Origin of the sequence: Proteus sp. HMSC14B05 (genome assembly GCF_001808035.1) — a bacterium.
Classification (GTDB): Bacteria; Pseudomonadota; Gammaproteobacteria; order Enterobacterales; family Enterobacteriaceae; genus Proteus; species Proteus mirabilis.
In genome coordinates this window covers 89447-109921 of sequence record NZ_KV792000.1, presented here as the reverse complement: position 1 = coordinate 109921, position 20475 = coordinate 89447, and the positions used below count along the sequence as shown (strand labels likewise).

The 20475-nt window shown below is 40.1% G+C and carries 16 protein-coding genes; 12 read left to right on the top strand and 4 right to left on the bottom strand.

Translation table 11 applies throughout. The annotated features are described in order from the left end of the window. The first annotated feature begins 278 nt into the window (after positions 1 to 278). Positions 279 to 1946: an energy-dependent translational throttle protein EttA gene (ettA, locus tag HMPREF3129_RS14605; protein ID WP_004248950.1), complete on the top strand. Its 1668-nt coding sequence runs from the start codon at positions 279 to 281 to the stop codon at positions 1944 to 1946. A 97-nt stretch (positions 1947 to 2043) separates the two neighbouring features. Here the strand turns inward: ettA and HMPREF3129_RS14600 are convergent, their stop codons facing one another. Beyond that, positions 2044 to 2835, bottom strand: coding sequence for an energy transducer TonB (locus HMPREF3129_RS14600; RefSeq protein WP_004245235.1), 792 nt, complete (start codon positions 2833 to 2835; stop codon positions 2044 to 2046). A 171-nt stretch (positions 2836 to 3006) separates the two neighbouring features. Here HMPREF3129_RS14600 and HMPREF3129_RS14595 point away from each other — a divergent pair, with 171 nt between their 5' ends. From HMPREF3129_RS14595 to HMPREF3129_RS14575, 5 genes are all read left to right on the top strand, one after another. Beyond that, positions 3007 to 3555, top strand: a complete 549-nt coding sequence (locus HMPREF3129_RS14595) for an RNA polymerase sigma factor (protein ID WP_004248947.1) — start codon at positions 3007 to 3009, stop codon at positions 3553 to 3555. Continuing rightward, positions 3545 to 4558, top strand: coding sequence for a FecR family protein (locus tag HMPREF3129_RS14590; RefSeq protein WP_036919722.1), 1014 nt, complete (start codon positions 3545 to 3547; stop codon positions 4556 to 4558). The genes HMPREF3129_RS14595 and HMPREF3129_RS14590 overlap by 11 nt, the downstream gene beginning before the upstream one ends. Positions 4559 to 4661: 103 nt before the next feature. Further along, positions 4662 to 7412: a TonB-dependent receptor gene (locus HMPREF3129_RS14585; RefSeq protein WP_036919720.1), complete on the top strand. Its 2751-nt coding sequence runs from the start codon at positions 4662 to 4664 to the stop codon at positions 7410 to 7412. Positions 7413 to 7474: 62 nt separating this feature from the next. Beyond that, positions 7475 to 9184, top strand: coding sequence for an ABC transporter ATP-binding protein/permease (locus HMPREF3129_RS14580; RefSeq protein WP_036894187.1), 1710 nt, complete (start codon positions 7475 to 7477; stop codon positions 9182 to 9184). After that, complete coding sequence (locus HMPREF3129_RS14575; protein ID WP_036919717.1) at positions 9174 to 11972, top strand: M16 family metallopeptidase; 2799 nt, start codon at positions 9174 to 9176, stop codon at positions 11970 to 11972. Before HMPREF3129_RS14580 ends, HMPREF3129_RS14575 begins: the two co-directional genes overlap by 11 nt. Positions 11973 to 12088: 116 nt before the next feature. Here HMPREF3129_RS14575 and HMPREF3129_RS14570 read toward each other — a convergent pair whose 3' ends face one another. Continuing rightward, positions 12089 to 12505 carry a DoxX family protein gene (locus HMPREF3129_RS14570; RefSeq protein ID WP_004245241.1) on the bottom strand — a complete coding sequence of 139 codons (417 nt, stop codon included), beginning with the start codon at positions 12503 to 12505 and terminating at the stop codon, positions 12089 to 12091. Positions 12506 to 12774: 269 nt separating this feature from the next. Between HMPREF3129_RS14570 and HMPREF3129_RS14565 the strand changes: the two genes are divergently transcribed. After that, positions 12775 to 14793: an oxidoreductase gene (locus tag HMPREF3129_RS14565; RefSeq protein ID WP_017827066.1), complete on the top strand. Its 2019-nt coding sequence runs from the start codon at positions 12775 to 12777 to the stop codon at positions 14791 to 14793. A 138-nt stretch (positions 14794 to 14931) separates the two neighbouring features. On the opposite strand, the gene sstT is transcribed toward HMPREF3129_RS14565, so the two are convergent. Continuing rightward, positions 14932 to 16185 carry a serine/threonine transporter SstT gene (gene sstT / locus HMPREF3129_RS14560; protein ID WP_004245243.1) on the bottom strand — a complete coding sequence of 418 codons (1254 nt, stop codon included), beginning with the start codon at positions 16183 to 16185 and terminating at the stop codon, positions 14932 to 14934. A 723-nt stretch (positions 16186 to 16908) separates the two neighbouring features. Here sstT and HMPREF3129_RS14555 point away from each other — a divergent pair. The 5 genes from HMPREF3129_RS14555 to HMPREF3129_RS14535 all read left to right on the top strand — a co-directional run bounded on the left by HMPREF3129_RS14555 (position 16909) and on the right by HMPREF3129_RS14535 (position 19397). Continuing rightward, a complete protein-coding gene (locus HMPREF3129_RS14555; protein WP_004245245.1) occupies positions 16909 to 17577 on the top strand; it encodes a DedA family protein in 669 nt (222 codons plus the stop codon). Between the two features lie 244 nt (positions 17578 to 17821). Continuing rightward, a complete protein-coding gene (locus HMPREF3129_RS14550; RefSeq protein WP_004245246.1) occupies positions 17822 to 18127 on the top strand; it encodes an ElaB/YgaM/YqjD family protein in 306 nt (101 codons plus the stop codon). A gap of 6 nt (positions 18128 to 18133) precedes the next feature. Then, positions 18134 to 18544 carry a phage holin family protein gene (locus HMPREF3129_RS14545; protein ID WP_004248939.1) on the top strand — a complete coding sequence of 137 codons (411 nt, stop codon included), beginning with the start codon at positions 18134 to 18136 and terminating at the stop codon, positions 18542 to 18544. Beyond that, on the top strand, positions 18528 to 18833 hold the full coding sequence (locus tag HMPREF3129_RS14540) for a YqjK-like family protein (RefSeq protein WP_036919713.1): 306 nt from the start codon (positions 18528 to 18530) through the stop codon (positions 18831 to 18833). The genes HMPREF3129_RS14545 and HMPREF3129_RS14540 overlap by 17 nt, the downstream gene beginning before the upstream one ends. Positions 18834 to 19004: 171 nt before the next feature. Next, positions 19005 to 19397: a DoxX family protein gene (locus HMPREF3129_RS14535; RefSeq protein WP_004245249.1), complete on the top strand. Its 393-nt coding sequence runs from the start codon at positions 19005 to 19007 to the stop codon at positions 19395 to 19397. Positions 19398 to 19469: 72 nt separating this feature from the next. Here the strand turns inward: HMPREF3129_RS14535 and HMPREF3129_RS14530 are convergent, their stop codons facing one another. Next, positions 19470 to 20372 carry a LysR family transcriptional regulator gene (locus HMPREF3129_RS14530; RefSeq protein WP_004245250.1) on the bottom strand — a complete coding sequence of 301 codons (903 nt, stop codon included), beginning with the start codon at positions 20370 to 20372 and terminating at the stop codon, positions 19470 to 19472. Positions 20373 to 20475 lie beyond the last annotated feature (103 nt).

Here is a 20475-nt window from a genome sequence, read left to right as displayed (position 1 = left end):
ATTAACAATGTTAGTTCCCTCTTTAAATGAAATTTTCCTCACTTTTCGAACAAGCACTCAAGGATGATAAAAACCTCTCTTTTACCTAAGGTTTTCTTTTATAAATCGGGTATACTGGCGACTTTCATCGTTTTCGGGTCTTTGGCAAAATACTGACATTGACTTTACTATTGTTCATTTAGGTGTCATATATTCATTGCTTATTTACATTCTTTTGTGTTTAACGCAAAAACTGACACTTCAGATAAAATCTCTTTTATAATCAAAGGGTAATTATAGTGGCTCAATACGTTTATAGTATGTTGCGTGTCGGGAAAGTTGTTCCCCCTAAGCGACATATCCTTAAAAACATCTCACTCAGCTTCTTTCCGGGCGCGAAAATTGGTGTGCTTGGTCTAAATGGTGCCGGTAAATCAACCTTACTGCGTATCATGGCCGGTATCGATACCGATATCGAAGGTGAAGCACGTCCACAACCGGGTCTAAAAATTGGCTACTTGCCACAAGAGCCAAAATTAAACCCACAACAAACGGTTCGTGAAGCCGTTGAAGAAGCGGTAAGCGAAGTCAAAAATGCACTCAATCGTCTTGATGAAGTGTATGCAGCTTATGCTGATCCTGATGCTGATTTTGACCAACTGGCAAAAGAGCAAGGTCAGCTAGAAGCGATTATTCAATCTCACGATGGTCATAATCTTGATAACCAATTAGAGCGTGCAGCAGAAGCACTACGTTTACCAGATTGGGATGCCAAAATTGAACATCTTTCTGGTGGTGAACGTCGCCGTGTGGCTATCTGTCGTTTACTGTTAGAAAAGCCAGATATGCTGTTGTTAGATGAACCGACTAACCACTTGGATGCTGAGTCTGTTGCTTGGTTAGAACGCTTCTTACATGATTATGAAGGCACTGTTGTGGCGATTACCCACGACCGTTACTTCCTTGATAATGTCGCAGGATGGATCTTAGAACTTGACCGCGGTGAAGGTATTCCGTGGGAAGGTAACTACTCCTCTTGGTTAGAGCAAAAAGATGCGCGTCTTGAACAAGAAGCAGCCACTGAAGCCGCTCGCCATAAATCAATTCAAAAAGAACTTGAGTGGATCCGCCAAAATCCTAAAGGTCGTCAGGCTAAAGGTAAAGCTCGTCTTGCTCGCTTTGAAGAGCTCAATAGCGTTGATTACCAAAAACGTAATGAAACCAGTGAGCTATTTATTCCACCTGGACCTCGTTTAGGGGATAAAGTGCTAGAAGTGAGTCACCTCACTAAATCTTATGGTGATCGCGTTCTGATTGATGATTTAAGTTTCTCCATTCCTAAAGGCGCTATCGTCGGTATTATCGGGCCAAATGGTGCCGGTAAATCAACGCTGTTCCGTATGATCTCAGGTCAAGAACAACCCGATTCAGGAACCGTGACTTTAGGGGAGACCGTGAAACTGGCCTCTGTTGATCAGTTCCGCGATAGTATGGATGACAGCAAAACGGTTTGGGAAGAAGTTTCTGGTGGTCAAGATATTATGCGCATTGGTAACTTTGAAATCCCAAGTCGCGCTTATGTGGGCCGCTTTAACTTTAAAGGCGTTGACCAAGGTAAACGCGTTGGCGAACTGTCCGGAGGTGAGCGTGGACGTTTACACCTTGCGAAACTTCTCCAAGTCGGCGGCAATATGTTGCTGCTCGATGAACCGACCAATGATCTGGATGTTGAAACGCTACGCGCCTTAGAAAATGCGCTATTAGAATTCCCAGGTTGTGCTATGGTCATTTCCCATGACCGTTGGTTCCTAGACCGTATCGCCACTCATATCATCGATTATCAAGATGAAGGTAAAGTCGAATTCTTTGAAGGTAACTTTACTGAATATGAAGAGTATAAAAAACGGACATTAGGTAACGAAGCTATCCAACCTCGTCGCATGAAATATAAACGCATCACTAAGTAATCATTATTTAGCTGAACGCAAAAAAAGCAGAGCTCACCCTCTGCTTTTTTATTATCTCTCTTTACGTTTTATTGGCTCACACTATTCAATGACGATATTAACTACTTTGCCGATAGTCAAAGCTCAAGGGCGCAATAAATGAAAAAGAGCCGTTAACTAAACGGTGGCTTTCAGGTGCCGGAAATGGCGATGCCCGTTTAATAGTGTTAATCGCTTCTTTATCAAGGATACGATTACCAGACGAGGTTTGTATACTCACATCTAATAACTCACCTTTTGCATTGAGCGAAATTTCAACTTGTGTCACTCCCGTCGCTTTAAAACGTAATGCTGCACGAGGGTAACGTTTATACATATCAATATGGCTATGGACTAAACTTTCCCACCCCATTTGGCCACTGCGAGATGATGAAGCGGTACTGGTAAAATCGGCACTACTGGTCGCGTTTTCACCTGATAAAGGGGCGGTTGTAGTATCTGCTGGCGCTTCTGAAACGGGAAGATCATCAGGTACTTTTACCACGACAGGCTTAGGCTTAACCACGGGTTTCACCTTTGGCTTTTCCGCAACTCGCTCATAAGTTCCCTGTTCGACTACAGGCATTTTAGGCACATCAAGTTGCTCTTTCATCGGCTCTGGCTCGGCAGCTTCTGGAACTGACATCACCTGTTCAGGCCCAACAGGAACCTCTTTAGGTTCTGCTTTTGCCAATTGATAAAGCCCCACTTGCATCGTCATTGCTGGAGGTAAAACCGCATATTGCTCATCTTTCGTCGTTATCCAACCTATAGCAACAACAACCAAGGTGACATGAAACACAATACTGGCAGTTAACCCACCAATAGAAAAGGACCAACGGCGTGGAAAAGTCGCCGACATACTACTCATAATTCTTGCCTCTGATTTTCTTTCTAATGAATTATAGGCATAATACAAACACAAATGATATTGCTTATTATTAATAATACAACAAAAAATTAGCTAAATATTGATTATAAAAATTCCTTATTAGAAGCAGTAAGAGCTTATTATTTCACTCTTTTTTAGACACCAGAGACTATGACTAGCGATAAATCATTAGCACAAAAAATCAGTTGTGCCTACCAATCAACCTATGGTCAACTTGTACGTTTTTTCCAAAAACGTACGGGTAATCACCATGATGCGGATGATTTGTCTCAAGATGTGTTTACACTATGGCTAAATCGAAAAGAACAAACTCCTGTCCAAGAGCAGCGTGCTTTTTTATTTAAAATAGCGAACCACGTTTTGATCGATCATTGGAGGAAAAACCAAAAACAAAAAAATATCTATCAAGAAGATTATCAATTAGAAGATGCGGTACAGACCTATACGACAGAGCTTGATCCCGGGCACGTCCTTGAGCATCAACAGCGTTTAGATTTACTGACACAAGCTATTGATACTCTTCCTCCCCGCCGTCGAGAAGCTTTTATTCTTTATCGCTTTGATGGATTATCACAAAGCGAAATTGCAGAACAAATGGAAATTTCGATAAGCATGGTAGAGAAACATATTGCCGCAGCACTATTACATTGTAAAAGATATGTCGATGCAGGACAGGAGAAATGCACCAATGACGAGTAAGTCGGGAAATCAACCTCACACAGATGAGGCGCCTGCAACGCTTTTGGCAGATACCCATGATCAATTAAGCCAGCAATCTATTGATGAACAAGCTGCGCTTTGGTTCACCCGTCAACATAGTCAGCAAATGAGTTCACAGCAACGACAAGCCTTTAAACAGTGGCTAGCAGATAAAGATAATCAACAAGCTTATCAAGCTATCGCGGAAATTTGGCATAGTTGTGAAGCCTTACCACGCCCTACTATTGTGCCTATAGAAAAAAGGAAATCTTCACTCTGGCGCCCCTTTATTCACACTACGGCCGCACTCTGTTTAGTTGCTGTGTTATATCTTCCTTATAGTCATTTACCTGCCCTGTTAATGGATAATATGACCTTAGCCACCAGCAATTTTCCTAAAGAGATGACCCTTGCTGATGGTTCTAAAGTTTTTTTAAATAAAAATACACAGGTACGCGTCTCGTATGTCCAAACCCAAAGACGCCTTTGGTTAGATAAAGGTGAGGCTTATTTTAAAGTAAAACCCAATCCTTATCGGCCATTTTATGTCCATGCTGATGAGCGATTAATTAAAGTTGTCGGTACTGAATTTGAAGTGAGTCGTTATCAAAATAATCAAATTAGTGTCGCCGTACATGAAGGCATTGTTGAAGTTAAAGCCACAGAAAAATCCCCTGCGACTTACCTATATGCTGGCTCTCAAGCAATTAGCCAATCAACCGATAATCAATTTGTCATTTCCTCAGTCAATGCTGATTCTGTAGGAAGCTGGCGTTTTGGGCAACTCCATTTCTTTGAACAACCACTTGGTGACGTGATCACTAAATTAAAACCTTATCTGGATATCAACGTTCATATCTCATCAGCCGATGTAGCCAAAATAAAGGTATCAGGTGTGGCAAATATTAATGACGCGAAAAGCTTTATTACTGCACTTCCGCTACTTTTACCGGTTAATGTTATTTTTACTGATAAAAATAATGTGTTAATTATCAATAAGTAAAAATAAACATGAAAAATATTCTTTTTTACAGGTGAGGATAATTCTCATTTCACCCTCTTACTTAGTAACAAAAATTATTAAGTCTATGAATGGGATTGGTGAAATGAGAATAAATAATAAAAAAAGGCCTCTAAAAAGGTCGCTACTCACATTATTAATAACGGCTACCGTGGCAGCCCCTTATAGTTATGCGGCAACGCTATCAGTCTCTTTACCAGAGCAATCTTTAGCTGATTCTTTAAACACTATCGCTAAACAAGGTCAGGTACAAATTCTGTTTGATGCCAACGCAATAAAAAACTTACGGGCTCCTGCACTCTCTGGTCAATATGAAACCCATACCGCATTACAAAAGGTGTTAATCGGTAGTGGTATGGAAATTATTTCACAGGGAAATGGCTTTGTTATTCGTCCATTAGCAACAAGCAGTACGATTGTGATCCCTGAAGTTAAAGTCACAGGGGTGGGAAGCAGTTATCATCCTGCTACAGATGTTGTTTCAGCACCACAATACATCACCTCTGAAGAGATAAAGCAACGTAATACTGGTGATGGCAATGTCACCGACTTACTTAAAAGTAACCCTGCGGTTCAATTTGCAAATAACGATAGCAACTCGATGAACCAAGGTGAAATTAAGCCCTCACGTATTTCTATTCATGGCTCCAGTAGCTATCAAAATGCCTATAAACTTGATGGCGTCAGTTTTAATAATGACTTTGATCCGGCAAATTCGGGCAATGGTGAAACCAATACCCGTATTACCAGTGATGAGCAAGGGATGTATCTTGATAGTCGACTTATTGATAGTGTCACCGTTTACGATAACAATATTCCCGTTGAATTTGGCGGATTTACTGGAGGCACAGTTGAAGTACAAAGTCGTCGTTGGTCTGGTGAAACCCATGCCAATGCCTATTACCGTACTACCCGTTCAAGCTGGAATAATATTTTCACCGATCCCAAATTAAAATTTGATACTGCAAATAATGATTTTAGTAATCCAGCCCGTTTCCAGAAAAAATATGATAAACAAAACTATGGCGGTTGGTTTGAAACAGGTTTAACGGAAAATACAGGATTAATTTTCTCAGCTTCTCGTCGGGAATCAACCATTCCGATGATGATAAGTGCTGAAGGGGGAATTGTTCACACCCCTGAAGGCGAATTAGAGCATGTATTACAAAGCCCACATTATCGTGATCAAACGCGTACTTCAGATAACTACTTTATCAAATATTCTTGGAATATCTCTGATAAACAATCTTTTGATCTATCAAGTAATATTGCCCGTTATAAGAGCTATCTGTTCTCCAGCTCTGTGTATAACTCCGGTTATGATAATGAACATAATGGACTCAGTTTTACCGCCCTTTATAAGCATCAACTTGCGCTAGGAACCTTAGAGTTAACAGCAGGTTATCAAAATCTGGAAGATAAACGCACCAATGATCAAGACTACTTTATCAAAGTAGAAGATTACACTGATTGGCAACACCCTAATCAAGTCTCCAGTGGTGGTCAAGGTGATCTGCGTAGTAAACAAGAAACCTATAGCGCCAAGAGTATTATGCGTTTTGATCCCATCGTGTGGGGTGTCGTCACTCATCGCCCCACCACCGGATTTGAAATTAGCCGCACCAAAGGCGCTTATATTCGTGATAAAACCTATTACAACTATACCTATCGCGGCATGACGGTCAATGATGAATGGATGGGAAGCTTATCACAAACGACGCGTTTTCTAGCGGGTACCCATAATGCGTCTTATACCAATTATTCATTTTTTATTGACGATAATATTCAATATAAACGCCTCACCTTACGTCCCGGTGTACGTTTAGATCGTGATGATTTTGTACAAAAAAACAACCTCTCACCTCGTTTAAGTGCTACTTACGATATTTGGGGCACAGGTAATACTTTAATTATTGGTGGGGTAAACCGTTACTATGGACGTTCAATGCTCACTTACGCCCTTTATGGTGCGCAAAATGCCGGTTTACAACACTGCTATTTTGACTGTCAAACATCGGAGGAAAAGTGGACTAATCGTACCGACTTTGATGGTGTTGATTCACTAAAAACCCCTTATAACGATGAATTCACTCTAGGTCTACAACAAGAGATAGCCTCAACCACTTGGCGTTTACAGTATGTGCATCGCAATGGTCGTGATGAGGTGCGTAGTGATACTAAATATCCAGACTCAACCATTGATGAAAAACGTGCTATTCGCCACTTCAATAATAATGGTCGTAGTACACACGATACCTTAACGCTCTCCGTGAGAAATAGCCAACCATGGGAGCTTGCTAAAGCCGACCACGTCTTTAATGCTTCGATTAGCTGGCAAAAAAGCAAAACCAATACGCCAAAAGACTCAGGTTATGCCAATTTTGATCCCAGCGTTCAAGGGATGAACTATGACAAGGTGTGGTATGGCGGAAAAATTATCAATGCCAAAGACTTACCCTCTGACAACTTTAACTCCCCGTTAAAAGTGACCGCTGAGCTAACCAGTGTTTGGGATGATGTAGGGGTGACTTGGTTTAACCGTTTGCAATGGAATGGAGCTCGTTCACAAGCAGAGAAAGCCAATAATGGTGCGCCAAAACCAAGTGAGTACGGCCCGCTATTTGAATATAAAAAACGTCATTACAGTAGTCGTTTTACTTGGGATACCAAGCTCAGTTGGCAGCCTGAATTTGCTTACGGTGTAGGCATTTCCGTTGAAGTGAATAACGTACTCAATACCAAAAATGTCAATGATTACATTACCTATCAAGATAAAGAGTACAAATCTTACGAGCCAGGTCGACAGTTCTGGCTACAAGTCAGCTATGACTATTAAAAATTGATGAAGTTAATGTGAGCAACCGAGTCAATAAACAATAAAAACATGACAAATAAGCAATGAAAACAATAAAACAATTTTTCTATTTGGTTTCACCTTTTTGGGGGCGGCGTGCCGCCCTTTACTGCTGGTTCCTATTAATTCTCTCTTTAACGTTAACCCTCTCATCCGTTTGGTTTAACGTCAAAATGAATGAATGGAATGGCAGCTTCTATAACGCCCTACAACAACTCGATGGGCAAGCCTTATATAAACTGCTTCAACAGTTTGTGATTATTATTGCCGGATTAATTACCGTAGTCGTGATGGGTGATTTCTTACGCCAAAAAATGATCATTCGCTGGCGTGAAGGTATGACAGAGCAAGTGCTTGAGCGCTGGCTATCAAAAAATAGTAAACACTATATGTTGCGGTTAACCTCGCAAGAGCCAGACAACCCCGACCAACGAATTGCTGAAGATATTCGTTTACTGATTGAATCGACAATGCGCTTAACGGTGACCTTTTTACATTCACTGTTAACGCTTATCTCTTTTGCCACTATTTTATGGTCACTCTCTGGTGCGCTCTCTTTCTCTTTAGCAGGCAAAGAGTGGAATATACCGGGTTATATGTTCTGGGCCTGTATTATTTATACTCTTATCGGGATCACCATCACCCAGCTCATTGGTTCTCCATTACGTAAAATCAATATGGATAAACAGCGTAAAGAGGCAGATTACCGTACTGCGCTTATCACACGTAAACAACATGGTGATGCTATTGCCGGTCAACGGGGTGAAATGAGCGATCGTCATGAACTTATGGGACGCTTTTTAGAGGTGATCCGCAACTGGAATAACCTTATCCGTTATGAAAGAAACCTTGCTTTCTTTACTGTGGGTTATCAGCAAGCCACGGCAATGGCGCCAATTATTTTTGCTTTGCCAAAATTCCTCGCCGGCGAATTAATGCTAGGGGGATTAATGCAGTTACGACAAGCCTTCTCCAGTGTTGCTGGGGCATTAAGCTGGTTTATTTTCTCCTATAAAGAAATTGCTGCATGGCAGGCAACGGTTACCCGTCTTTATCATTTTGTGGTGTTGTTAGAGCATGATCACCAACCTGAGATCACCGAGTTAGATGATAAACAAACTAAGCTGACAGCCAATTTATCGCTATTTATGCAAGACGATAGATTATTAATTAACAATATCCACTTTTCTCTCAAAGCGGGTGAATTGGCGGTAATTGAAGGTAGCTCAGGTATCGGGAAATCAACGCTGTTACGTGCGTTAAGCGGCCACTGGCCTTATTTTAAAGGAGATATTCAACGGGTAACCAATATCAGTTGGCTCCCACAACGTATGTATCTGCCTGTTGCCCGCTTAGATAGCTTATTAGCTTATCCTTGCCAAGCATCTCAGTTCTCACAACAAGAGTACCAAGAAGTGCTTCATTGGGTGGGGCTAGATAAAATAAAAAATCAGCTTTCACTGGAAACAGATTGGACAACACGCTTATCCGGTGGTGAACAACAACGTCTTATCTTTGCCCGTTTATTACTCAATAAACCCGATCTTATTTTATTAGATGAAACCACATCCGCTCTTGATGAACAAAATGCCCTACATATGTTGTTATTACTTAAACAGCATCTACCAACCTCGGGCATTGTCTTAGTCAGTCATCAGCGTTTCACTCACGCTATTGCCGAGCAAGTAATTTCATTACAAGCGCCGACTGCGTCCTCCTCTCAATCAGCTGGAGTTACTGAATATGTATCGTAAGTTACTGATTATCTCAGTCAGTTTATCACTTCTGGGTTGTGCAACAGGCACCTCGTCTGAGCATACCAATAATGCCCTTTCACTGCGCCCCGATATTCGCCATTTTACGCTTGATAATGGCTTAAATGTCTATTTGCTACAACGCCCACAAACGGGGGTTGAAATGCGTTTACTGGTGAAAAGTGGCTCGGTACAAGAAGATGAAAAACAACTTGGCTTTGCCCACTTTACCGAGCATATGGCCTTTAAAGGCACGACTCATTTTCCGGGAACAACTGGGTTTAAACAGCTTGAAAGCCTAGGAATGAAGTTGGGGAGTCATGTTAATGCGGCAACGAGCTTAAACTCAACAACCTATAAATTATCCCTGCCTAATGCCAATCCGGCCCAAATAAAAACAGGGTTGAGGATCTTATCCGATTGGGCCTTTGGCATGACATTTGATCCCGTTGAGTTTGATAAAGAGCGTCCGGTGATCGTCGAGGAGTGGCGATTACGCCAAGGTATTGGTTTTCGTATTAATCGCCAACTTGAAGAGTTACGTTATTATGGCAGTCGTTATCTAGATCGTGATCCCATTGGGGACTTAGATATCGTTAAGCATGGTGATGTCAAAGAAGCAAAACGTTATTACGATACTTGGTATCAGCCTGAAAGAATGGCATTGGTGTTAGTGGGTAATTTTAATCAAGGTGATGCGATTGCTGATATTACCCAAATGTTCAATGCAAAAAATAGTGAAAACAAAGGCGTTGACTCTCCATCATGGCACCGCTTTATCGACAATAAAGATTTATTAGTAAAGACGATTTTTGATAAAGAGCAAGGCTCACGCATTGTGCAATTCACTCTACAGCGTACACTGCCTGCACCATTAAATAGTCGCCAAGGTCAATATGATGATTTAATGGACTCGTTGTGGCTCTCCATCTTAAACCAGCGCTTTTCAACCATTGTTGATAATGGGTTAGTGCCTTCCGTCAGTGCCAATACACAAGGTGCGATGTTAGATGCCCGTCGCTCACAACAATTGATGATTGCCCATCCTAAAGGGGATGATTATCAAGGTACATTAGATATTCTATTTACTGAAGTACAGCGTTTAGCCTCACAGCCAGTATCTCAGCAAGAGTTAGATAATGCCCGCAATGCGCTGTTAAAACGTCTTAGCCAACAAGCTGCTGGTGAAGAGCGCTATGAGCATGGTTATTTAGCTAACCAAATTACTACGGCACTTGAATTAGAAATGCCAATCCAAAGCAAAAAGCAGGCGTTAAACTTAAGTTATCAACTAATAAATAACGTTACACCTGATACCTTAAAACACTATTTTGCCCAATACCTAACACAAGCTTCACCACGAGTGGCAATTATCGGCCCAGATAGTGATAGTCAGGTATTTAGTGCCACTAAAGCCTCGCAACGCTGGCAAGAGATTAGACAATCTGATCCCGGTGCGTTTACATTGAAAACCCATGCGGTGGTATTAGATATTAAACCTGAGCAAACCGGTACTGTTGTCACCACACAAACACTTCCGATTGAAAAAACACAGCTGTGGACACTGAGCAATAACGTAAAAGTTATTATTAAAAATGACCAGTGGCTAAAAGACAATATCCAAGTATCACTGCGTATTCCCGGAGGTGTTTCTCTGGAAACAGGACAAAGTTTAGGCTTGGTTCAGTGGGCATTAAACTTACCAGAAGTGAGTGGATATGGGCATTACAACGCAAGAGAGTTAGCGTTATTTAGTAAACAGCATCAAATCAGTTTGCGTCCATACAGTGAGTTGTTATTCCACGGCTTGCGTGGCGAAGCGCCTATTGATGAGTTAGACACCTTGTTGGCCTTATTGCATTTAAAAGTGACAGCACCACAATTTAATGGGCAAAAATTAGAGCAACAAAAACAAGCAACGGCATTAGGGATCGCCAAAACACCAGTTGAACGTATTTTCTTAGATCATATTAATAAAGATAGCTATCAAAACGGCGAGCGCTTAGTGATTTCGCCACAAGGCCCTTGGCAACAGTTTACCGCCCAACAATTACAACAAACGAATCAATCACTTCTAGGACAGCCTGCCGATATGGTATTGGTGATTAGTGGGCCTATTAACCTAAATCAGGTCAAACCGATGATCGAACGTTGGATAGCAACGCTACCGACACGTTCATCGCAACGTCTATTTTGGGCTGATCCGGCGATTAATCCCAAATTAAGCTCATTTAATAAAACCTACCCTATTGCCAGTAGCGATAAGAGTATGATCAGTATTCAATACGCAGCCAAAGCCCAATGGTCACAACAGCAACTGTTAGCACTTAACTTGCTTGATACCGTTGTCAGCCAACGTTTAAGGCTTAATCTTCGTGAACGAGCGGGCGGGATCTACTCGCTAGGCTTTTCTGAGTCATTAACCAAGCTACCAAGTAGTTTTTATACCGGACGTTTAAACTTTACCGCATCACCACAGCGGGCAGATGAATTAATTGCACTTGCGCGTAAAGTGGTCAATGACGTAAAACAAGCGGGTATTACCGATAAAGAATTACAAGAGGCAAAAAATATTTGGTTAACTGAATATGGGCAAGCCAAAGAGAGTGCTAGCTATTGGACTGATGCACTTGCTCAAGTGGCAACAGATGACCAACAATATCAACGACTATTAACTGAGACTGCGATTGTCAACGGAATAAGTGTCAGTGATGTTAATCAAGTTGCTCGTCAGTGGTTGGGTGAAAATGAAAAAATCTTCAAACTAACACCGCCAACAAAGCAATAAATTTCTATTTATCACTTTAATAATAAACGCCCAGCATATCTTTATTCTGGGCGTTTATTCATCTAACCTGAATAACTTAGCAATATTTCATTCAATATTATTGTCTATTAAATTTATTAATCTTTTTTGAGCGCCCAACGACCACTCCCCAAAAACATCACCGCAATCGCAGCAAACATATAGAAGCCAGCACTTTCAGGTGCCCATCCCCCCGTTTTGGGATCTAAGGCTAAAAGATCACCGGAATGTACCATCAGCACCGCAACCCCCATGGTTGCCGCCACAACAAATGCTGAAAATCGAGTAAATAAACCGATAATCAGTAAGATAGGACATAGAACTTCACCCAGTAATGTGCCATAAGCAATAAATGCAGGTAAATTAATATTTGCCAACATTCCCTGTATACCGGCAAGTCCTCCTGGCTCCATTTTGTGTAATCCGTGTAATAACATTAAAACACCTAGCGAAACACGTAAAACAAACTTACCTAAATCGGGGTGGTTTGTAAGCTGATTAAATTTATTAATCATAACGTCTCCAAAATCAACAATGTGATGGGCATTTTTAATACGTATTAATGGGTATTTATTATTATATGATTAAAAAATATGAATGAGTGCAATTTTTATTATCATTATTTGTTATGGTTGACGAGGCATTTAGATTATTATCGTTTAATTAGGAGCTATTCACCTTTTCCATGATTAAGATCACAACTTATTAACATAATCAACTCTTAATCAGCAACTTCTCGTTATGCTATAGATATCTCATCTGACCAGTATAAAAAAGGTATCTGATGGCACACTATTCTTATTTATTTACTCCCCTTGATTTAGGGTTTACTACGCTTAAAAATCGTATTTTGATGGGCTCGATGCATACCGGACTAGAAGAAGATCCACATGATGCACCTAAGCTTGCTGAATTTTATGCTCAAAGAGCTGCAGCAGGGGTGGCACTTATTGTCACCGGTGGGATCTCCCCTAATAAGCAAGGTGTATTGTTGCCACATGCAGCAACGCTAATGTCAGAAGATCAACTCGCTTCTCATCAATTAGTCACTGATGCGGTACATAAACAGGATGGGAAAATCGCTTTACAGATTTTACATACTGGTCGTTATAGTTATCAGCCTAATTTAGTCGCCCCTTCAGCGATCCAATCGCCTATCACCCCTTTTATGCCCCAAGCAATGAGTCATGAGCAGATAGAACAGACTATTGAAGATTATATTCATTGCGCTAAGTTGGCTCAGAAAGCAGGCTATGATGGTGTTGAGATCATGGGATCTGAAGGCTATTTAATTAACCAGTTTTTAGTAAGTCATACGAATCAACGCGATGATCAATGGGGTGGCTCTATTGAAAATCGTTGTCGTTTTGCATTACGTATTTTAGCTGGCATAAGAGAAGCTGTAGGTGAACACTTTATCATTATCTATCGTTTATCAATGTTAGATTTAATTACCGAGGGAGCTAATGCCTCAGAGGTATTTTATCTTGCTCAAGCAGTAGAAAAAGCCGGAGCAACCCTAATCAACAGTGGTATTGGTTGGCATGAAGCCCGTATCCCCACTATTGCCACTATGGTACCAAGAGGGCAATTTGCTTATGTCACTCGCCAATTGATGGGGAAAATCAATATTCCTCTTATCACTTCTAATCGTATCAATACACCTCAAGTGGCTGAAGCTATTTTAGCGGAAGGCTGTGCAGATATGGTGTCTATGGCCCGTCCTTTTCTTGCCGATCCGCAATTCGTATTGAAAGCGCAACTTGGTCGCGAGGATGAGATAAACACCTGTATTGCCTGCAACCAAGCTTGCTTAGATGAGATATTCAGTGGTCACCCAGCATCTTGTCTTGTAAACCCTTTTGCCTGTCGAGAAACAGAGCTTATTTTAACCCCGACTCAAGCCCCTAAAAAAATTGCTGTCGTTGGCGCAGGCCCGGCAGGATTAGCATTTGCCATTACAGCAGCTAAACGTGGTCATCATATTACTTTATTTGAAAAAGAAGAGCGTATTGGTGGACAACTCAATATTGCCAGTCAAATTCCGGGTAAAGAAGAATTTAAAGAGACATTGCGCTACTTTAAGCGGCAATTGCAAATCACGGGGGTGATCGTAAAAAATAATACGGAAGCGACACTTTCCCATCTGCAACATTTTGATGAAATTATTTTAGCCAGTGGTGTTATCCCTCATATTCCAGAGATTGATGGCCATGATAATCCGATAGTAAAAACCTATCTTGATGTCCTTAAATACCATCAGCCAACCGGCGAAAAAGTGGTGATTATTGGCAGTGGTGGTATTGGTTTTGACACTGGCCTTTATCTTACCCAAACAGGCCAATGCAGTAGTTTAAGCCCTTGTGCATTTAATAAAGAGTGGGGAATTGACCCAACACTTACGCATCGCGGAGGGATCACCTCAGCCGATCCTTTTATTAAAAAAGACAAACAGATTGTTATGACGCAACGTAAAAGTGGGAAATTTGGCTTAAGTTTAGGTAAAACAACAGGCTGGATACATCGCTTAACATTGCAGAAAAAAGGGGTCAAATGGCTAACGGGCTGCCATTATCAAAAAATTACCGAGCAAGGAGTAATAATTGAACATAATGAACAACAGCAACTGCTCGCGGCTGATAGCGTGATTTTATGTACCGGACAACAATCTTATCGTCCGCTACTGCAAGCGTTACAACAAGAAAATAAAACCGTCCATCTTATTGGCGGGGCAAAAGAGGCTAAAGCATTAGATGCCAAACGAGCCATTAAGCAGGGAACAGAATTAGCACTTACTATTTAACATTCGATTTATCATATCAATAACCAGAAACCCCATATAGTTTCCTATATGGGGTTCTGTTTTTATTATTAATTTTTGTTGTTACTTACTACCCTTCCTGTCTTACTACTCTTTATATCTATTTACTACTTATACTCTTTAGCCATTATTTTTTTCAGTTAATGGATTGGCAACTAAACGCTCATCTTCGGCTATGCAGACCGTTGCGGTAAATAGCACATCAGTTGATGAGTTTAATGCAGTCTCTGCTGAATCTTGTAAGACACCAATCATCACACCTACCGCAACTACTTGCATCGCCAAATCATTACTAATACCGAACATGCTACAAGCAAGCGGAATTAACAGTAGCGAGCCACCAGCAACCCCTGATGCACCACAAGCACAAATAGCAGCAACAAGGCTTAGCAATAAGGCTGTTGGAATATCCACAGGCATACCCAAAGTATTTACCGCAGCAAGTGTTAAAATAGTAATAGTGATTGCCGCTCCCCCCATATTAATGGTCGCACCTAATGGGATCGAGACAGAATAGGTATCTTCATTTAAATTCATACGACGACACATTGCCATATTCACCGGAATATTAGCCGCTGAACTACGCGTAAAGAAGGCAGTAACACCACTTTCACGTAAGCAAGCCCATACTAATGGATAAGGATTACGACGAATTTTCCAAAATACAATCAATGGGTTGACAACGAGCGCAACAAACAGCATACAACCAATTAAAACAAGTAAGACATGCAAGTAGCCAGCTAAAGCTTTAAAGCCAGTCGTAGCAATGGTTGATGATACCAAGCCAAAAATCCCGATTGGCGCTAAACGGATCACCACACGCACAAGGTTAGTTACCGCATCTGCAAAATCTTGTGTTAATGCTTTAGTCGTATCACTTGCATGGCGTAACGCTAAACCTAAGCCAATAGCCCAAGCTAAAATCCCCATATAATTGCCGTTAATCAGTGCATCTACAGGGTTAGCCACCACATTAATTAATACACCTTTTAAGACTTCAGCAATATTTTCAGGTGGCGATAGCTGTGAATTATTGACAACTAGCGTTAATACTGAGGGAAACACAAAGCTTGCCACTACTGCTGTTAGTGCAGCAAAGAAAGTCGCCAGCAGATAAAGCACTAATATGGGACGTATACTGGTTTTTTGTCCTTGACGGTGGTTGGCAATCGAAGCCATAACCAATACCCAGACTAAAACAGGCGCAACGGCTTTTAAGGCACTAATAAATAAGTTACCTAATAAGCTCATCATTTTAGCCACTTCTGGTGCTAACCAAGCCAGTAAAATACCCGCAATTAAACCAGCAAGTATTTGTTTAACGAGACTTCCCTGAAAAAGCAGGTTAAGTACTCTGGATTGTTGTTTATCCATAGTTATTCCATTACTTAAAATAATATTTAAAAAAGCAATTGTGTGCTTGCTTTTGCCAGTATAAGGAAATGAATCTTGCTGAAAAGCTTATTTTGCAAAATATACATCATTAGCTATTTTTGTTAACAACAAAATAACACAATTGTGATCATAATAGGATTTTGTTCTTTTTAACGTACAGTCCACAAATGAAAGAAATTATTATTATCATAAGGTTAGATTTAATCGTTAAATAAAAAACTAACTCTTATACTATTTACCTTGATTTTTCTTAATCACTTGATGAGTTTAATTTTAACTTTTTAATAACATCTTAATTAGTTTAACTAGCCGATTGGCAACTTTAAAACACTTTTTTTGATGAATAAACAACCATGATATTAGTTTCAATCAGCAAGGAAAAATAATGCTTTTTTATCTCAGTAAAACATCATCATAGTAATTCTATTATTACGTTTTCTTAAGGTTTTTTCTTTAAAACAACGTATCCTAAACTGGAAAACAAAAGTGAATGTCTTTTTTCAAATATTCTTGCTCAATGAAGCGCTTGTAGGGTATTTAAGTGAAAAAATTTTCTGTCTAGTTTTTATTGATTTTGTTAGAGTGTTGCTGTTTTAAACAATGAAAAATAAACCCTATGATATGTATTACGGGTAAATAGATAACAAGAGAGAATGTTTTTGTATTTACCCCCGAATGACTCAGTTTTAGGAAGCCTTTTATATGGAAATCGTAAGAGAGCTGTTCTTGGCGCTTTGGCATCAAGATTACGAAACCTTAGCGAATCCCTCACTGCTTTGGATTATTTACATTTTATTATTCAGCATACTATTCCTAGAAAACGGAGTACTACCCGCAGCTTTCTTACCAGGAGACAGCTTATTAATTTTAGTGGGTGTGTTAATTGCTAAAGGAACCATGGATTTTCCATTAACCTTACTTATTCTAACTGCAGGTGCTAGCTTAGGTTGTTGGCTGGGTTATCTGCAAGGGAAGTGGCTTGGTAACACCCGACTTGTACGAAGTTGGTTATCACATTTACCAGAACACTACCACCAACGAGCCCATGGACTTTTCCATCGACATGGCTTGGCAGCGTTACTTATTGGTCGTTTTCTCGCTTTTGTTAGAACATTATTGCCGACTATTGCCGGTCTTGCTGGCTTACAAAACGGTCGTTTTCAAGTTTTTAATTGGCTAAGTGGTCTGTTATGGGTTGGTATTTTAACCACCTTAGGCTATTTATTAGGAAATAGTCCGTTATTCCGCCAATATGAGCATCATTTAATGAATTTTCTGATGCTACTGCCTGTTTGTTTATTAGTGATTGGCTTAATCGGGAGTGTATGGGTCGTCATTAAGAAGAAAAGTAAACAGAGTAATCAACCATAATCTATCGCTATTTCTATTATTTTTTATAGCGTTAATATTTAGCATCTTAAAGCCTGTTTTATGATTAAAACAGGCTTTTATTTTTTATTTCAAGCTATTACTGATTATTTTTTTAATATCACCCTTGGCAAGAATAAGACTTTTCTCTTTTTTAGGGAATAAAGTCATTATTTAATTTTATTATATGGTAAATCTAGTCTATTGTTATAGGTATAACCTCATATCTTGATTAAAGGAGTTACTCATGTCACACCAACGTTCAAATGAAGATCTGCGTAGTGAATTAAAATCTCTGGCTGATACTCTAGAAGAAGTTCTGAACTCCTCGGCAGATAAATCAAAAGAGGAATTACAAAGTTTACGAGAAAAAGCTGAATATGCGCTACGTGGCTCTCGTGCAAAACTCAGTGATGCAGGTAGAGAAATCGTCGATAACACTAAAGAAATGGCGGGTAAAGCGGACAACTATGTGCGTGAAAACCCATGGACAGGTGTTGGTATTGGCGCGGCAGTAGGTGTCGTACTCGGTGTTCTACTTTCGAAACGTTAATCCATAATGAGTGATACTCAAAGACCACAGGGCCCCGCATCCGGGGTTCTGAATTCTCTTAGTCGTATTGGCGCTGTTATCGTTGGCATGGTTGAAACCCGCCTAAAATTAATCGCCATCGAACTAGAAGAAGAAAAAATTACACTTATTCAGCTTATTTTAATGGCGGGGATCACCTTATTACTCACCGCCTTTGGCTTAATGAGTCTACTTATTCTCCTCTTTTGGGTGATCCCACCTGAATATCGTATTCATGCTTTAGCGATTACAACGGCTATTTTGCTAGTTGGTGCCTTAATAGGTGCTATCATGACATTGAGAAAAGCCCGCAATTCAACGCTGTTAGGTGATACTCGCCAACAACTAGAATTAGATAAGCGTCTTTTGGAGCAATATCGCGATGAGCAAACAAAATAGACGCACCCTAGCATTAGCAAGACGCAAAAAGCTGTTGTTGGATGAAATTCAACAACAGCGCACTCAATTAGCGCAAGAGGGGCAAACATGGTTAGAGGTCACAGCACCTTATGATAAAGCATGGAATATCTTAACCTCGTTAAAACCTATCTTGTTAATAGGGGCAAGCGTGATGTCTCTTTATAGCATTAAGCATCCTAAAAAACTGGTTCGTTGGGGACGACGGGCGATAGGCGCTGTTGGTTTAATACGCACATTACAGAAGTCTGTCAAAAAAACCGCTGACTAAACATCAATTTTTTTGTGTAAGAATGTTAATTCTTCTTAATATCCTCCATATTATTTTTTCTTTATTGTATATCTCAAGCCAAACAGTGGTTATTTACACTAAAAACTGGCAATTAAACAAATAAAATACAGATATATTAAATAATATAAAATTTTATCAGGAATAAACATCATGAAGAATTTTGAAAACATTGCCTTATTAATCGCACGTATTCTCATGCCAATTTTATTTATCAGCGCAGGGTATGGAAAAATTGAAGCCTATGAAGGTACGCAACAGTATATGCAATCAATGGGTGTTCCGGGAGCCTTATTACCTTTAACCATTTTATTAGAGTTAGGGGGTGGATTAGCCATATTATTCGGTTTCTTAACTCGCACAACGGCTATCTTTACCAGTGTATTTACGCTGTTAACCGCACTACTGTTCCACACTAACTTTGCAGAAGGTGCAAATCAGTTAATGTTTATGAAAAATATGACTATTGCGGGTGGCTATTTATTACTGGTTATCACAGGTCCGGGTAAATGGAGCTTAGATCGCCTATTTAAGAAAAATTGGTAATAATAGATTTAATAATAAAAAGATCCTCTAGGGGATCTTTTTTAATTGCATTATCAAACTCTAGCGAACAAACTATTTTTTATCCGCGGCAAAGAGTTTAGGAATTTCGCGTAAACACCAGGATTTAGCTTCTCCCATACTGTCTCTGCGCCACGCCATAATAATATTATTTTCATGATGATATTCAGGGCCAACCACACGCAAACGCCCCTCTTTTAAATCATCTTCAATTAAATCAATAGGCATAGTAGCAACCCCTAAACCGGCAATTAATGCTCGACGTTTATCTTCAATCGAACTCACCGTTAAACGACGCTGTTTATCTAATAACAGTACAGTTAAAACAGGTCGTTCTCTTGCGGTATCGGCGATAGCAATACCGCGATATTTTAAGCGAGTTTCTTCTGCAAGTGGTTCAGGTTCATTATGGATAGGGTGATCAGGGCTGGCAACATAGACACTAGTGGTATTATATAAAGGGCGGAAATTGATTTCTGATGAAGAACGAAAATGCATATCCGGTGAAATAACAATATCACATTTACCACTTTCTAAGCTTTCCCATGCCCCAGCAAGCACTTCGGTGACTAAAGAGAGTTGTGTATTTGATTTTTCAGCTAATTTTTCAACTAACGGGAATAAGCGAGATGCGGGTGTTAATGCTTCACACACAATCGTAATATGTGGCTCCCAACCGCGAGCTAGCGCTTCAGCATCAGAAGTTAATTTATCTGCAGCTTCAAGAAGAATACGCCCTCTTTCAAGTAACATTCTTCCCACATTAGTAAATTTAGTTCGATGTCCTGAACGGTCAAATAGCACAACATCCAAATCTTCTTCTAATTTCTGCATGGTATAACTGAGTGCTGATGGGACGCGATTTAGCTCATCAGCGGCGGCAGCAAAACTTCCTCTACGATCAATGGCATCCATCACTCGTAGAGATTCCAATGTAATGGCTTTATCTTTACTCATTATACTTATCTCTATCAAATAATTTGATTATTGGCACCAGATTAACTTGCTAACAATCTACAGTCCATATCTCTATGATGAATATATTGATTAATCGACTCGA